Annotated in this window: 16 protein-coding genes; 11 read left to right on the top strand and 5 right to left on the bottom strand. The window is 28.2% G+C overall.

Annotated features, from left to right (window positions below):
• Positions 1-199: 199 nt before the first annotated feature.
• A complete protein-coding gene (locus tag I4V63_RS04735; protein WP_196000147.1) occupies positions 200-1,027 on the top strand; it encodes an N-acetylmuramoyl-L-alanine amidase in 828 nt (275 codons plus the stop codon).
• Positions 1,028-1,079: 52 nt separating this feature from the next.
• Here I4V63_RS04735 and brnQ read toward each other — a convergent pair whose 3' ends face one another.
• Positions 1,080-2,333 (bottom strand): branched-chain amino acid transport system II carrier protein, encoded by a 1,254-nt coding sequence (gene brnQ / locus I4V63_RS04730; RefSeq protein WP_196000146.1) that lies wholly within the window; start codon positions 2,331-2,333, stop codon positions 1,080-1,082.
• A 398-nt stretch (positions 2,334-2,731) separates the two neighbouring features.
• Between brnQ and galU the strand changes: the two genes are divergently transcribed.
• Positions 2,732-3,601 (top strand): UTP--glucose-1-phosphate uridylyltransferase GalU, encoded by an 870-nt coding sequence (gene galU, locus I4V63_RS04725; RefSeq protein WP_196000145.1) that lies wholly within the window; start codon positions 2,732-2,734, stop codon positions 3,599-3,601.
• Between the two features lie 76 nt (positions 3,602-3,677).
• On the opposite strand, the gene trpS is transcribed toward galU, so the two are convergent.
• From trpS to I4V63_RS04710, 3 genes are all read right to left on the bottom strand, one after another.
• The gene (trpS, locus tag I4V63_RS04720) at positions 3,678-4,688 is read right to left on the bottom strand and encodes a tryptophan--tRNA ligase (RefSeq protein WP_196000144.1); all 1,011 of its coding nucleotides are present in this window, start codon (positions 4,686-4,688) and stop codon (positions 3,678-3,680) included.
• Positions 4,689-4,872: 184 nt separating this feature from the next.
• Entirely contained in the window at positions 4,873-5,037 is a 165-nt protein-coding gene (locus I4V63_RS04715; RefSeq protein ID WP_196000143.1) for a zinc-ribbon domain-containing protein, read from the bottom strand.
• A 180-nt stretch (positions 5,038-5,217) separates the two neighbouring features.
• Positions 5,218-6,288 (bottom strand): endospore germination permease, encoded by a 1,071-nt coding sequence (locus I4V63_RS04710; protein WP_196000142.1) that lies wholly within the window; start codon positions 6,286-6,288, stop codon positions 5,218-5,220.
• Positions 6,289-6,516: 228 nt separating this feature from the next.
• Here I4V63_RS04710 and I4V63_RS04705 point away from each other — a divergent pair, with 228 nt between their 5' ends.
• The 8 genes from I4V63_RS04705 (at position 6,517) to I4V63_RS04670 (ending at position 15,190) form a co-directional block, all read left to right on the top strand.
• Positions 6,517-7,938 (top strand): spore germination protein, encoded by a 1,422-nt coding sequence (locus I4V63_RS04705; protein WP_196000141.1) that lies wholly within the window; start codon positions 6,517-6,519, stop codon positions 7,936-7,938.
• Positions 7,928-9,052, top strand: coding sequence for a Ger(x)C family spore germination protein (locus I4V63_RS04700; protein WP_196000140.1), 1,125 nt, complete (start codon positions 7,928-7,930; stop codon positions 9,050-9,052). The genes I4V63_RS04705 and I4V63_RS04700 overlap by 11 nt, the downstream gene beginning before the upstream one ends.
• Positions 9,053-9,433: 381 nt before the next feature.
• Positions 9,434-10,579 (top strand): RNA-binding domain-containing protein, encoded by a 1,146-nt coding sequence (locus I4V63_RS04695; RefSeq protein ID WP_196000139.1) that lies wholly within the window; start codon positions 9,434-9,436, stop codon positions 10,577-10,579.
• A 229-nt stretch (positions 10,580-10,808) separates the two neighbouring features.
• Positions 10,809-11,222 carry a hypothetical protein gene (locus I4V63_RS04690; protein ID WP_196000138.1) on the top strand — a complete coding sequence of 138 codons (414 nt, stop codon included), beginning with the start codon at positions 10,809-10,811 and terminating at the stop codon, positions 11,220-11,222.
• A gap of 214 nt (positions 11,223-11,436) precedes the next feature.
• Complete coding sequence (tyrS, locus tag I4V63_RS04685; protein WP_196000137.1) at positions 11,437-12,657, top strand: tyrosine--tRNA ligase; 1,221 nt, start codon at positions 11,437-11,439, stop codon at positions 12,655-12,657.
• Between the two features lie 129 nt (positions 12,658-12,786).
• Positions 12,787-13,476: a metallophosphoesterase gene (locus tag I4V63_RS04680; RefSeq protein ID WP_196000136.1), complete on the top strand. Its 690-nt coding sequence runs from the start codon at positions 12,787-12,789 to the stop codon at positions 13,474-13,476.
• A 78-nt stretch (positions 13,477-13,554) separates the two neighbouring features.
• The gene (locus I4V63_RS04675) at positions 13,555-14,349 is read left to right on the top strand and encodes a GTP pyrophosphokinase family protein (protein WP_196000135.1); all 795 of its coding nucleotides are present in this window, start codon (positions 13,555-13,557) and stop codon (positions 14,347-14,349) included.
• A gap of 184 nt (positions 14,350-14,533) precedes the next feature.
• A complete protein-coding gene (locus I4V63_RS04670; RefSeq protein ID WP_196000134.1) occupies positions 14,534-15,190 on the top strand; it encodes a hypothetical protein in 657 nt (218 codons plus the stop codon).
• Positions 15,191-15,258: 68 nt separating this feature from the next.
• Here the strand turns inward: I4V63_RS04670 and I4V63_RS04665 are convergent, their stop codons facing one another.
• Positions 15,259-15,591: a HesB-like protein gene (locus tag I4V63_RS04665; protein WP_196000133.1), complete on the bottom strand. Its 333-nt coding sequence runs from the start codon at positions 15,589-15,591 to the stop codon at positions 15,259-15,261.
• 268 nt (positions 15,592-15,859) lie between these two features.
• On the opposite strand from I4V63_RS04665, the gene I4V63_RS04660 reads away from it, so the two are divergent.
• Positions 15,860-16,606: a hypothetical protein gene (locus I4V63_RS04660; protein WP_196000132.1), complete on the top strand. Its 747-nt coding sequence runs from the start codon at positions 15,860-15,862 to the stop codon at positions 16,604-16,606.
• Positions 16,607-16,686: the final 80 nt, after the last annotated feature.

Here is a 16,686-nt window from a genome sequence, read left to right as displayed (position 1 = left end):
TAGAACAATAAAAGTAGTTAGATTAGAAACAAGGGTATGCTTAGATGAACCAGCTGCTAATTATTCAGCAACAGGAAATAGTCTGAAAATAAGAGGATGGGCATTATCATCAGTTGGAATAAAAGAAGTAAGAGTATACGTAGATGGAAAAGATCTAGGAACTGTACCTTACGGAACAAGTAGAGCTGATGTAAATAATGTGTATCCAGGATATCCAAGTGGAAACAATCCAGGTTTTGATGGAACAGTTAATATATCAAGTTTATTACCTGGAAACAAGAAATTAACAGTAAAAATAACTGAAAATGATGGTACTGTTCAAACTATAGAAAGAAACTTTACTTACAGAAAAGCTAATTTAGTTGTAATAGATCCAGGTCATGAAAATCCAGGTGGAGATCCAGGGGCTTCAGCTACTCATGGTGGTATTACTTATATAGAATCAAACCTAAACTTACAAATTGCTGTAAGATTAAAGGCAGAATTAGAAGCTAAGGGAATTGAAGTATATATGACTAGATATGAAGGAAGCGGATTGATATCTACAGATTCTACAGAGAGCTTAAGAAAGAGAGTTAGTGTAGCTAATGAAATGAATGCTGATTTCTTTGTTTCAATACATCACAATTCATTTACTAGTGAATCAGCAAATGGATTTGAAGTATATTATAGTACAGGAACTCCTCTTGCTACTACTACTGTAGCTAGAAACTATATAACTGAAGATGGAAGAGATTTAACTCTAGAAAGATCTTCTTATAGTTCTAGAAGTAATACTGAAAAAGTTCAAGTTAGTAAATCTGTGGCAACTCAAATTACAAATGAGGTTTCAAGTAAACTAAATATGTATAACAGAGGTGCTAAGGATAGTAATCTTTATGTTTGTAAAAATACATTAATGCCTTCTATATTAGTTGAAAATGGATTTTTAACTAATCCAACAGAAGCAGCTAAAGTAAGCACTGCATCTCATCAACAAAAGCTAGCAGAAATAATAGCAGAAAAGGTAGCGGTTGTTTTACAATAATAATATAAAAAGAGTATTTCTTGTTTTGGAAATACTCTTTTTTTTATGTAATTTATTCAGCTTTTTTTGGTTTTATAAATAATCCAATAACTAAAGTAATTAAAGTAGGAATAACCCATCCAAATCCAATATTAGCTAAAGGTATAAAGTTTAAAGCAGTACCAAATAATGAAAATAATAATCCAAATACTAATGAAGTATAAACAGCTAATCTAATAGCAATTATATTAGTTAAAACCTTATTAAACATAGTAACTGCAATAATAGTAATAGCTACAGGATATAAAACATTTAATATTGGAACTGATAATTTAACAATATTATCAACACCTTGACAAGCAATCAAGTAGCTCATTAAAGAAATAGCAATTGCATTAAATTTATAAGATAATTTACCATTAGTTACTTTTTCAAAGAAAGTAGAACCAGCTGTTAATAATCCTATAGAAGTTGTTAAACAAGCAAGGCCAATAGCAGCTCCAATTAAGGCTACACCAAAAGTACCTAAAATTCTTTTTGCAATGAATACTAATAATGAAGTATTTGTTATGTTTCCATCAACTAAATTTACAGTATGAGCACCTATATATGTTAAACCACCATAAACAAATGCCAATCCAATAACTGCAATAATGCTAGCTTTTAATAACACAGAATTAACTTCTTTTCCCTTATATCCCTTACTAACTATAGAAGAAGTTATTACTCCAGCAAATAGTAATGCAGCTAAGGCATCCATTGTTTGATATCCTTCAAGTAATGAAGTTGATAATACATTAGTTGCTCCAGTTGATACTATTTCACCAATAGGGCTTACCACACCTTTTACAATTACTATAGTTAATATTATTATTAATGCTGGTGTTAAGAATTTACCGATAGTATCAATAATTGATGAACGTCTTAACACAAAGAATAAGTTAATAATAAAGTAAATTGCCATTATTATTACTGGTGACCAGTTTGGGAAAAATGGCAGTATTGAAATTTCAAAAGTTGTCGCAGCAGTTCTTGGTATTGCTAATAGGGGTCCTATTGCAAAGAATAAAACTGTTGTAAGAATTAAGGTGAATTTCACACCAATTTTATTAGTTATACTTTCAAAGGTACCATTACCTCTTGAACAGGCAAGAATAGCAAGTAAAGGTAGTCCAACACCTGTTAGAACAAATCCAACTATACCTAATAAATATTTATCGCCAAGCATATTTCCAAGTGCAGGTGGGAAGATTAGATTTCCAGCACCAAAAAACATTGAAAATAGTGCAAAGCCTACTACAATAGAATCTCTTGTTTTATTTTTCATATGTATCCCTCTTTCTAAAGAATAATTTATAAATTATTAACTTAAACCTATGATTAATTGATAAATTAATAATTATTAATTACGAATTTAATAATAACATTTATTATAGGGATTTTCAAATAATTATACTATTTGTATACTTAAATAATAATACATAAAATATTAAGGGTTGATTTATAGGAAAGAATAAATATTATAAACCAAAGAAGAGTGGTAGTTTTAAAAAGGTATTATGATAACGATTTTAATCTTTTTTAAAGCTGCCTATTATGATATTATGATATTATACTAAACTCCTTCTCTTTAGGGTTGAAGGAGTAACTTCAAATAGGCAAATTGAAAATTTAGATTTTCATTTATGTATACTAAAATTTTATTTGTATAAGAGAGGAAATAATATGAAAGTAAGAAAGGCAATAATACCAGCAGCTGGACTTGGTACAAGATTTTTACCAGCAACAAAAGCTCAGCCTAAAGAAATGCTTCCAATAGTAGATAAGCCAACAATTCAATATATAATTGAAGAGGCAGTAGCATCGGGGATTGAAGAAATACTAATAATTACAGGAAGAAATAAAAAGTCTATTGAAGATCACTTTGATAAATCAGTTGAATTAGAAATAGAACTTGAAAAAGCAGGAAAACAAGAAATGCTTGATATGGTTAGAGGAATTTCTGATATGGTGGATATTCACTATATAAGACAAAAGGAACCAAGAGGTTTAGGTCATGCAATTCATTGTGCAAAATCTTTCGTTGGTAATGAACCATTTGCAGTAATGTTAGGTGATGATGTTGTTGATAGTGAAGTTCCATGCTTAAAGCAATTAATTAATTGTTTTAATGAATATAAGACTACTATATTAGGAGTTCAAACAGTAGATCCTAAAGATGTTGATAAGTATGGTATTGTTGATGGACTTCATATAGAAGATAGGGTATATAAGGTTAAGAGATTAGTTGAAAAACCATCAGTAGAAGAAGCACCAAGTAATATAGCTATATTAGGAAGATATATTATTACTCCTCAAATATTTGAGATATTAGAAAATACTGCTCCAGGAAAAGGAAATGAAATTCAATTAACAGATGCATTAGAAACATTAATTAAAAATGAAGCTATGTATGCATATGACTTTGAAGGAAGAAGATATGATGTAGGCGATAAGTTAGGCTTCTTACAAGCAACTGTTGAGTTTGCTATGAAGAGAGAAGAACTTAGAGAACCATTTATAGAATACTTAAATACTAAGCCTTGGGAAAGATAATTAATATAAAATAAAGAAATGGCAAATAGAAAAATATAAATTTACTATTTGCCATTTATCATAATTAAAATTAGGTTTATGCTCTTGGTATAAGACCTATTTTCTTTTGCATCTTTCTTAAGTTCTTAATAGCCGCATAATTTGCTTTTTCAGCACCAAGCTTATAAATTTCTTCTAAAGCTTTTTTATCCTTAAGTAAGTTGTTTACTCTTTCTTGAATAGGAGCTAATTCTTCAACAATTGCATCTGCAACATCTTTCTTTAAATCAGCATATCCTTTATCTTTGTAAAGTTCAACAACTTCATCTTTGCTATATCCCTTAATTGAAATAAGAATATCAAGTAAGTTCTTAACTCCTGGTTGTTCATCAGTATAATTTATAACACCAATACTATCAGTTACAGCTCTAGAAATTTTCTTTCTTATAACTTCAGGTGGATCCATAATTAAGATGTAGCTGTTAGGATTATCATCAGACTTAGACATCTTCTTAGTAGGCTCTTGAAGACTCATAACCTTAGCTCCAACTGGTGGAATATAAGGGTCTGGTACTTTAAATGTTGGGCTGTAAGCATTATTAAATCTTGTAGCTAAATCTCTAGCAAGCTCTAAGTGTTGCTTTTGATCGATTCCAACAGGAACTAAATCAGTATTATATAATAATATATCGGCAGCCATAAGAACAGGATAAGTAAATAGACCAGCAGGTATAGAATCACCATGCTTTTTAGATTTATCCTTAAATTGAGTCATTCTTGAAAGCTCACCCATATAAGTATTACATGTTAATAACCAAGCACCTTCTGAATGTGCAGGTACATGTGATTGAATAAATAATGTATTTTTATCTGGGTCAATACCACAAGCAATATAAATTGCTAAAACTTCTAAAGTTCTTTTTCTTAAATCAGCAGGAACTTGTTTAACTGTAATTGCATGTAAATCAACTACACAGAAAAAACAATCGTATTCATTTTGAAGCTTAACCCAATTCTTTAATGCTCCTAAGTAATTTCCTAAAGTTAAATTTCCAGATGGTTGAATTCCGCTGAAAATAATTTTTTTCTTATCTGCTACGTTTTCCAAAGATAGCACCCCTTTTCTAAATTTTAAGGTTGGTAACAATTAGACCTTTTCAGTCGTACATGATTAATTATAGTTACTATTATAAAATTACCAAAATTTTATGTCAAATGAATTATGTTATATGATGATAAAGTATAATAAAAAAGGAGCTACACTAGTAGCTCCTACATTTAACTCTAAATGATTATCTTCTTTCTCTGTTCATTTTTTGAGCTTTTCTAGCTCTTCTGCAGTCTGGGCATCTTACAGGATCATTTTCAAATCCTTTTTCTTTGTAGAATTCTTGTTCTCCTACAGTAAATACAAATTCTTTTCCACAGTCCTTACAAATGATTTTCTTATCTTCCATTTTCATTTACCTCCTTAAAATCCATAGGGCTAATCTTGATAAAACTACTAACTTAACCCGCTACGGAAAAAGGGGTATTTAATGATATTATCATAGAATTTCCTAATGATTTTTATTACACTATTATTATAGCATATTTTACCAAAAATGCAACAAACATACTATAAAAAGAAGATAAATTTATTTCTTTTTATAACGAACTTGAAAAGAAATATAAGCTATTAGTGGAACTACCATAAATAATACTAAATTAATATATTGATAATACTTTAGTATAAAAAATAAGATGTAATTATTCCTAGAAATAAAGCTTGAAAATATAAATACAGCAAGTGTATAAACTGTTATAAAGCATTTAGTATTTTTAATATATTTTTTATATATTACGTATATTCCATAAGTACAAAGAATGTACTTTAGGAAAAAACCTGCGACAGTTTGATATAAGAAAAAGAATTCTCCAAACTCTAAAAATCCTCCAATTTGAACCCTTTGGCTTTGAGTAAATTCAGGATAAAACAAATTACTAGCTCTAATAGGTCCAAAACTAGATAATATGCCAATTAAAACATAAATGCAAATTGCACCTAATATACTTAATCCAATAATGCTATGTTTCTTTAAATCCTTGCCTTTATTTAAATATTTTAAATAAGGTAATGCAATAACAAAAGCAGATAATGAACCTAAAACAAGTAAAAGAGTAGAGAAAAATTGGCTACCTATATTACCAGAAAGCACTGGCATTATATATTTAATATCCTTGTATTTTTCAGTAATAATAGCTAGTATTGCTGTATTAACACCTAATGAAGATATTAATATTATTACAAAGGTTAATAATGTACTCATATTTTTCCCTATTAAAAACACTGATGGTAAAAGGAAAAATATTATTATATACCACGTAGGAGTTTCAAGGAAAAAACAAGATTTAATAACATTAGCTTCTACGGAAGTAGCCTCTAATGAAGCTAAAAATAATCCAAATGCAAATAAAAATAAAAATACATTTCCTAAAGGTTTAGAAAGTCCTAAGGTAAATATCTCATTTATATTATAAACTTTTTTAGAATCCATAACGTAAATTAAGTACATTGCAAATGCAAAGAAAATTAAATAAATAATTAATGTATATAGCCAAGTGTCCCTTCCCCCCTCTTTAATAAATAAAGAAGGATATGTTTTTAATGATATATATGTAACACTAAATATAAAGAGTATAAAGTGTTTTGCTGATATTTTATTCATTTTTATTCCTCCAACATCAAATATAAACTGATTTTCTTAACTTCAAGTAATGTTTTAACTCAAACTAAAGTCAAGAATAAGTTATCTATGAATATGACGTTATTAATTACAATTTGTAGAATTGAAATTTAATAATGCACATCACAAAATAAATTAAGTCTATTTTATTATTCTCAAAAAAATGAATATTAAACATGTGTAGAGGAATAATATCCTTAGGTGATGTAAATGGATAATTTAAGTTATATTAAACAACGATTTGAAGGAAATTTTGATGTAAAGTACAAAGATGTAAATACAATACTTGGTGATGGTACCATTGTATTTATAGATGATTTATGTAATGGTCAATGGATGATGGAGTATTTAATATTACCATTAAGGGGATTTGGACAATTAAAGGGAGTTCCGATAAAAACACCAAATGATTTATTAGAAAAGGTGTTGGATATAAGTGCAACTGGTATGGCAAAGGATTTAGATGATGCACTTATGCATGTTTTATCTGGAGACGCCATATTAGTTTTAAATGATTTTAATGAAATTATCTTTTGTGAAGTTAAAAACTTTCCAAGACGGGGAATAGGAATACCTGAAACAGAAGCTGTTTTAAAGGGCCCTAGGGAAGGATTTAATGAGCTTATAGTAGATAATGTTGCATTAATAAGAAGACGTGTAAAAAATCCTGATTTGAAATTTGAAACTGTTGTAGTAGGGGAAGAATCTCAAACGGCTGTTGCACTAGCATATATTAAGGGGGTTGCTCCAAATGAATTAGTAGATAAAGTGAAAAATAAGATTAAAAAATTAGATATGAGATTTATTTTAGATTCTAATTATATTGAGGCAAACTTAAAAAAGAAAAAGTCATTTTTTGATACCATAGGATATACTGAAAAGCCTGATGAAGTAGCAGCAAAGTTATTTGAGGGGCGTGTAGCACTTATTGTAGATGGTACACCATTTGTAATAACAGCACCATATTTCTTTTTAGAAAATTTCCAAATGCCTGATGATTATTATATAAATAGATATTATACAAATTTTAATAGAATTTTAAGATGGATTGCATTTTTAATCGCTTCATTTTTGCCAGGACTTTATGTTGCAATAATTACATATCATTTTTCAATGATTCCAAGTTTATTCGTATTTAGATTAGCTGTATCGAGGGCTGGAGTACCATTACCTACTTTTGTTGAAGTAATTGTAATGATGCTTGCATTTCAACTCATTAAAGAAGCTAGCTTGAGGTTACCACAGCCCATTGGTGGGGCAATGAGTATAGTATCTGCCCTTATTTTAGGGGATGCAGCTGTAGGTGCAGGAATTGCATCAAGAATTACTATAATTGTAGTTGCAATAAGTACATTAAGTTATTTCTTAATTCCTAAAATTTATGGTGCAATTTCATTTTGGTCAATAGTAATAATGGTATCATCAGCATTATTAGGATTGCCAGGTTTTTTATGTGCTGCAATGATTTATATTATTCAAATAGTAGAGCTTGATTCTGTGGGATATCCATTTTTATTTCCACTTGGTACTGTAAGTGAATATAGATTTAAGGATGTATTCTTTAGAGGAAGGTTAGATAGGATTTCTAATAAAATAATAGGAACAGGAGGTAATGATGCCAATGAAAAATAGACGAATAAAAGCTTTTGTTTTATGTTGTGTAATTTTATTGCCATTACTTCTAACTGGATGCTTTAATTATCATGATATTAATAAAGTCACATTTCCAACAAGTGTGATTTTTGATGTAGATGATTTAGGAAAGGTTATTTTATATCTAGATTGTATAAAGCCATATAGAAGCACTAATGATAGCTCAGATAAAGGAAGGCGTATTATATATAAAGGTGAAGGGAAAACTTCTATGGAAGCTTTAGAAGATATTAATAGAGTATCTAGTTATAAGCTTGATTATAGTCAAACCAGAGCATATATATTTACTGAAAAAGCTGCAAGGAAGGGAATAAAAAAATTCTTAGATTTAATTAATAATAATAGTGCTTTTCAAATTAAGCCAAGTGCTTTTATTTATTATGGAGATGTGGAAGATTTATTAGATACGGTATCAGGAGATGAAGAATATTTAGGATTATTCTTAAATGATTTAGCAGGTAAGGAAAAGTATAATTCTAAGTCAGTAAAATCCAATATTAATTATTATTTAAGTAATACATTAATGGGAGGAAATACAGCATTATTAACATCTATCGATTTAAAAGAAGATGCATTAGATAAAAAGATAGAAATAAACGGAGCATCTATTTTTAAGGATAATGTTTTAGTTGAAAAAATAAGTGTAGAAGATACTTTAATGTATAATATGTTAATTGGTGAAGCTAAAAGTGGAGTGTTAGAAGCAAGTAACCCAAATAGTAAATCAGATTTTATTAGTTTAGAAATATTAAATAGCAGTGTTAAAGATACTTTAAATTATGAAAATGGAAGAATTAAATTAATAAAAGAAGTTAATGTTGATGTAGCTGTAAGTGAAATACAGGGTAATTTAGTAGTTGATCCATCAGTTCTAAATTATATTGTTTATAATGAGCAAGAATATATTAATGGATATATGAAATATATTTTTGATAAGTATAAAGAAAAAGATTTAGATATTTTTGATATTAAAAGATTATCAGAAATGTATTTTCCTAAGGAAAATATAGAAGATCCATTAAGTATAACTGATTTAGAAGTAAAAACTAAATTAACTATTAAAGGAACTGGAGTTACTAAAGATAGTCTTTAAATAATAAATAAAAATCTTGTATTAATTTATTATTTAATATATATCAATAAAAGGTATCATATATTATAAAAACATGAATAGTTTATATATATATATACTTAATTAAAAGTTAGAATCTTACTTATAGTCTTTAACTTAAATTTAGTTAGCCATTGTTAAAGAACAAAGGAAAAGAACGCTATAAAGTTATTTTCCTTGTTCTTTTTTTTATTACTATAAATATAATATATTAAGGATTTATTATTAGCTTGAGACATAGGTTTATTAAAAAAAACAGTTATAAAATAAACATATATGAAATATGTCCAATATGGCTAATATGGTTAACGAATTCACTTGGGTTTGAATAAGATATATTAGAGAGAGTTTAAGGTAGGGGATATGAATAAGAAGAAACTACTATCTTTAATTAAACAACGTGAAGGAACTAAGCTAGATTTTAAGTTGCAAATAGATATTTCATCTGAATCAGGAAAAAAGGAACTTGCTAAAGATGTATGTGCTATAGCTAATTCTAGAGGGGGAAGAGGATATCTTATAATTGGAATTGAGGACAGAACTAAAAGAATAATTGGCATTAATAAGGTTAAATCATTAGATGAAGAAAAAATTCAACAAGTCGTAAGTTCAAGATGTGAACCACCTATTCCAATAACTGTTGAAATTGTTAATATTGATGGCAGAGATATAGGAATAATAACTATATTTGATGGGGGACAAAAACCTTATCAAATAAAGGAAACAGGAGCATTTCATATTAGGAGAGGTTCAATTACGGACACAATGAGAAAATCAGAATTAGTAGCAGCATTTGAAGAAAATCAATTAATGACAGTTGAAACTTGCCAAATGATTAATAGTAGCGCTGAATTTTTAAATATGGATTTAGTTGCAAAGTATTTTAAAAATAAAGGAATAATTATTAATAAGGAAAATGAAAGGTTCTTGCTTCAAAGTACGGGAATAACCTTTTTAGATAAAAGAACAAGAAAGGTTAGATGCACATTTGGAGGATTACTTGTATTTTCTGATAATAATAGCATATGTATACCCCATAACGCTATCAGAATTATAAATAAGTATAATGATAAATATACAAAATCTAAAATTATTAATGGAAATTTATTAAATATGATAGATATGGTTGAAAAAGAAATGTATACGTTATTACCAAGTAAATATCCCGTTTATGCAGTTATGGAGGCCGTTAAAAACTCAGTAATGTACAGAGAATATTCTAAAATAGATAAGATTATTGAAATTATTTTAACTAAAAATTCAGTAATAGTAATTAGTCCAGGTCAATTGTTAGATAGAAATAATATATTTGGAGATATGGGATATAGTAAAAGAAATATGTGGATTTATGATAAGCTAATATCTTTAGATGAAGGAAAGAGATTTATTAATGATGGAAATGGAATAGTCAGAATAAAAGAAGCATTTAAGGGAAAAAGAAAGGTTAGGCTAATCAATTCTACTTTAGAGGATTGTTTTAAGGTTATATTGCCTATGAATACTGAATGATAAGTAAGTCTTTAAATTTAAATTTTGCAAGGAGAGCTTGTCTGAAAGTTGAAATCTTAACTGATATTCTAAATTTTAGATTTAGTTAGTAGAAGTTATCTACTTAGTAATTTCGCTTCTTGAAGGCACACTGTACTAAGCCGATTTCTTATGTTTTTAAGTTAAATGTACATCTTTTTCTTATGAAAAAGATGTTATAAATAATTTTATGTAAAAAGGAGTGGTTCCAATGATTCAAGTTTTTTGTGCAAGAAGAGGTTCTGGAAAGACAAAAAGGTTAATCGAATTAGCAAATAACCAAATGGTTGATGCTAAAGGTGATTCAGTTTATATTGATGATGATTCAAGACCAATGCTACAATTATCTAGAGGAATAAGATTTATAGATACTAATGAGTATTATGTTAAAGATTGCCAAAGCTTTTATGGAATGTTATGTGGGATAATTTCATCTAATTATGATATTGAAAATATTTATATTGATGGATTATCTAATATTGTTAATTGTACTATGAAGGATGCCACTGAATTATTTAGAAAGATTGCTGGATTAACAGACAGGTTTGATATTAACGTTTATATTAATATTAATGTTGATACAAGTGAAGAAGTACCAGAATGTATTAAAGAATATGTAGCATAGGGTTGAAAATAATTAAATTTAGATAAATAATAAAAAGTTGCTATTAGATTTTAGTAGTATATAATACTAAAGTTTTATGGCAGCTTTTTTTTGTACAAACTTTTATATTTTATTTATTAACTTATAGCTGAGGGCTTGAATTAGTGAAATCTTCTTGATAAAACAACTTAATAACTATATACTAAAGATATGATTTTTTATTGGAGGTAAGGATATGGCTAACGTTTTAGACGAGTTATTAGATCGTGGATACATAAAGCAATTTACACATGAAGAAGAAACAAGAGAATTGCTAGAAAAGGAGAAAATAACTTTTTATATAGGATTTGACCCAACAGCTGATAGCTTACATGTAGGTCATTTTATAGCAATGATGTTTATGGCCCATATGCAAAAAGCTGGACATAGACCAATAGCTTTACTTGGTGGCGGAACTGCAATGGTTGGAGATCCATCAGGAAAAACTGATATGAGATCTATGCTTACAAAGGAACAAATTGAACATAATGTTTCTTGTATAAAAAAACAAATGGAAAAGTTTATAGATTTTTCTGATGATAAAGCTATATTAGTAAACAATGCAGATTGGTTACTAAACTTAAACTATGTTGATTTCTTAAGAGAAGTAGGAGTTCACTTCTCAGTAAATAGAATGTTAACAGCAGAATGTTTCAAACAAAGATTAGAAAAAGGATTATCATTCTTAGAATTTAACTATATGTTAATGCAAGGATACGATTTCTACGTATTAAATCAAAAGTATAACTGTAAGATGCAATTAGGTGGAGATGACCAATGGTCAAACATGATTGCTGGTGTTGAATTAGTTAGAAGAAAAGCTCAAGGGCAATCTATGGCAATGACTTGTACATTATTAACTAACAGTCAAGGTCAAAAGATGGGTAAAACAGTAGGTGGAGCTTTATGGTTAGATCCAGAAAAGACATCACCATATGATTTCTATCAATACTGGAGAAACGTAGATGATGCTGATGTTGAAAAATGCTTAGCATTATTAACATTCTTACCTATGGATGAAGTAAGAAGACTTGGAGCTTTAGAAGGTGCTGAAATCAATAAAGCTAAGACAGTTCTTGCTTACGAAGTAACTAAGCTTGTTCACGGTGAAGAAGAAGCTATTAAGGCTAAATCAGCTGCAGAAGCATTATTTGCTGGTGGAGTTGATATGAGTAATGTTCCTACAATTACAGTTACAGCTGAAAGCTTTGGAAAGACTGTACTTGATGTTATAGCTGAAACTAAAATAGTTCCTTCAAAAGCTGAAGGAAGAAGATTAATCCAACAAGGTGGTTTATCTTTAAATGGTGAAAAGGTTACAGAAGTAGCTAGATTATTTACAGAAGAAGATATCCAAGATGGAGCAGCTTTAATTAAAAGAGGAAAGAAAAACTATAACAAAATAGTTGTTGAATAGTTATAAATATTATATTTGCCTTCAAGAATTAATCCAATATATGGATTGACCTTGAAGGCTTTTTATTTTAAGATTAAGTGGTTATAATATATAATGAATAACTTTAGACACGAGATAAGGGGGATGATTATGGCACTATATGCTATTTCTGATTTACATCTTGCATTAAGTACAGATAAACCTATGGACATATTTGGTAGTCAGTGGGTTAATCACGATGAAAAGATAAAGAAGAATTGGGAAGAGAAAATAACAGAAGAAGATACTGTACTAATTGCGGGAGATATTTCTTGGTCTATGAAGCACGAAGATAGTAAGATGGATTTAGATTGGGTAAATTCTCTTCCAGGAAAAAAGATTATTAGTAAAGGAAATCATGATTATTGGTGGAATAGTATTTCAAAGTTGAATGCAATGTATGATGATACTAAGTTCTTACAAAATAACTTTTATACATATAATGATTATGCTATTTGTGGCACAAGAGGATGGCTTGACCCGAGTAGTGATAAGTTTAATTCTAAGGATGCAAAAATATATGCAAGGGAACAAATTAGATTAAGATTATCATTAGATGAAGCAAAAAAACAAGGATTTGATAAATTTATAGTGATGATTCATTATCCTCCATTTGGTGAAGAAAATAAGGAGTCTGAACTAATGAAAATATTTAAGGAATACAATGTTGAAAAGGTTATATATGGACATTTACATGGACCATCTAATGTTAAGGCAATAGAGGGAGTAATAAATGGTATTGAATATATAATGACATCATGTGATTTTATAGATTTTAATCCGATTAAAATTTTAAATTAAGATTAATTTGTAAAATTTGGTTACAGTTTTGAGTGTTTTTGATATAATGTATTTGTATAAAAATTAAGGGTGATGTGTATGACAATGCAAAACTGGAAAAGTTTCCTTATGCCTTATGAACAGGCAGTAGATGAGCTAAAGGTTAAACTTAAGAGTATAAGAAAAGAGTATAGAAAAAGAAATGAATATTCTCCAATTGAATTTGTTACTGGAAGAGTTAAAGAAGTTTCAAGTCTTTTAGAAAAGGCAAACAAGTTTGAAATTCCTTTAGATAGGGTAGGTGAAGAAATGGAGGACATAGCTGGTATAAGAATTATGTGCCAGTTTGTTGATGATATAGATACAGTTATAGAGCTAATTAGAGCTAGAAGAGATATGCAAATACTTTATGAAAAAGATTATGTTAGAAATGTTAAGCCAAGTGGATATAGAAGTTATCATATGATTATTAAGTATACTGTATATATGGCAGAGGGACCTAAACCTATATTAGCAGAGTTTCAAATAAGAACTTTAGCAATGAATTTCTGGGCAACTATAGAGCATTCATTGAATTATAAATATAAGCAGCATATACCTAAGGAAATTCAGGATAAACTTAAATTAGCAGCAGATTCAGCCTTTAATCTAGATGAGCAAATGCTAGAAATAAAAGATGAAATTAAGGATGCTCAAAGACTATTTGAAGTTAAGTCTGATATTATTACAAATATAATGAATAATATTATGACATTAATGTCTTTAGGAAAGACCGGAGAAGCAAGCAGATATCAAGTTATGCTAAATAAGCTAATAGATGAAGGTGAAGTTTGGGAATTAAATAATTTACTTGATTCTATTAAACGTGATATCATAAGGTATAAGGATAGTTAAAGGTAAAGTCAGCATAAGGTTGACTTTACTTTTTTATATTTATAAATAATACTTTAATATAGGAAGTAATTTTTAAAAGAAAAAGATAATACTTTATAAGTAATTTTTTTAATTATAGGATATTACTAAGGTAATTTGCCACTTGTAGCCTTGTATGGTATACTTAAGATAACGGGGGTGGCTTATGAAATCAAGAACTAATATCAAAGACAATTGTTTTTTGATTGTTGTATTTATTTTAATGATAAGCTTTACAATGAATATTTATCAAGCCATAGAAAATAAAAAGTATACATATGAGCTTGGAAAGCAAAATTATAATAAAATTGAAGAAATAAGATATAGAAATGAGTCTATACTATCAATATTAGATAGCTGTATTTCAGCAGGTAGTGTAAATAATATAGATTTATTCACCTTATATAGAAATTATAGCAAAATATCAGAAGTTGAGTTAAGTTTATGGAGCAATTATCTTAATTCAGATAATGGTATATTTATGAATAGCAAAAGTAATTCAAAAAATATTGTTTTAAGCACCACAAGTAAGAATGAATTATATTCAGAAATTGAAGAATTACTATATTCATATATCCAAAATGATATGAATGAAAGAATTGATGTAATAGAGCTAAAGGGAAAAGTATTAACAGATTTTAAGCAGTTAAAGGATATGGCAACAGATTTAAACAATTATTTTACAGAGTTCTATTCAGAAAATTGTAATGTACCTGATAGCAAGAAAGAAAAAACTATGATACAAGAAGATTATTGGGTAGATATACTTCAAGGCATGCAAGAAGTTAATAATAAATATGTAGAATATCAATTTGTTTATTAAGGCATATTTATTAGGATGAATTTAATAAAAAAGCTAAGCAGTTTAAGCTGCTTAGCTTTTACTTTATCTTAGTGGTGACATCCACCGCCACAAGAACCACATCCACCTTCAACTTCTATAACAGGTTTTAATGATAATCCTCTACCACCGTTTTCTTCTGATGAAAGTAATCTAAATCCACCAAATTCATCAACTAATTTTTCTTCAGCAATTAAAGTGATATCGTTAATCTTTTCAGAAACGTCTCCTTCTTTTGCTTCATCAACAGTTATATTGAAAGCTGGGCCACTGCAACCAAATCCAGCTAAGTTTATTCTTATGCTGTAATTTTCTACTTCATTTTCTTCAAGGAAAGATTTAAATTCCTTGTATGCTTCTTCACTTACTAAAAATTTACTCATTATGTTCACCTCGCGAATTTTTTGAAATTATGTTTATAGTATACCATATTACTCGGAAATAGCAATATATTTTTTAGGACAAAATGTAAAGATATTCCTAATGGATAAAATATCACATATTGAATTTTGAATAAATTGTCAATATAATATAAAAGGTATTGAAGATACTATTATTATAATAATTTTAATATAACCGAATTTAACTATTAATATTATAGTTAATTATTAATTTATCAAATGAATTGTTGAAAAGAGAGGATTGTTAATTTTGAAGCCTTTTGATAGAGAATATGTTTTAAATAAAATACAAGAATACAATAATAAAATAAAAAATAATAAAATAGGTGACTTTGAAATAAAATCAATTGATGGATTAAAAGGAAGGATCCAAGGATATTTATATTCTAAAGAAGATAACTTAGATATTAGAATATTAGAGTTACATGCACCAGAACATGTGTGGATGAGATTGACGCCATTAGAGATACAAGCTTCATATTTTGCTATAAAAATGGCAAGAGGAAAAGTTGGCGTAGTTGGACTTGGTCTTGGGTATGCTGTTGAAGAAATGGCTAAAAAGCCTGAGGTGGAAGAAATAACTGTTTATGAAATAAGCCAAGAAGTTATAGACTTATATTATAGTAATTTTCCTAAAAACCCTAAGATAAATATAGTCTGTTGTAACGCTTATGAAGCAGAAAGAAAAGAATTTGACTTTTTCTATGCTGATATATATGAATATAAAATAACTTCACAAATAGTTGAGGATTATAAAAAATTTAATGAACTTCATAATATTGAGGAATATAGTTTCTTTGGGATGGAACATTTCTTATTAAGTTGTAGTTATACAGAAATAGTATGGGTTTATATACCTGAAAATTGGATGGAATCAAGTAGAAGAGCTTTTGAAGCAATTCAAGAGTCAAATCTTTTACCTTATTATGAAAAGCTTGATGACAATTTAGTTTCTCAAGTTTTAGAAGAATTCAAAGAAGTATTAAATGATATTTAATTTAAGAGCATCTAAGAATAGTTCATATTTTGAATTATACTTAGGTGCTTTTGTAATTATTTCTTAAAATCTATTGAATT

This window comes from Clostridium sp. 1001271B_151109_B4 (assembly GCF_015670405.1).
Taxonomy (GTDB): Bacteria; Bacillota; Clostridia; order Clostridiales; family Clostridiaceae; genus Clostridium.
This window is presented reverse-complemented; position numbering and strand designations above follow the sequence as displayed.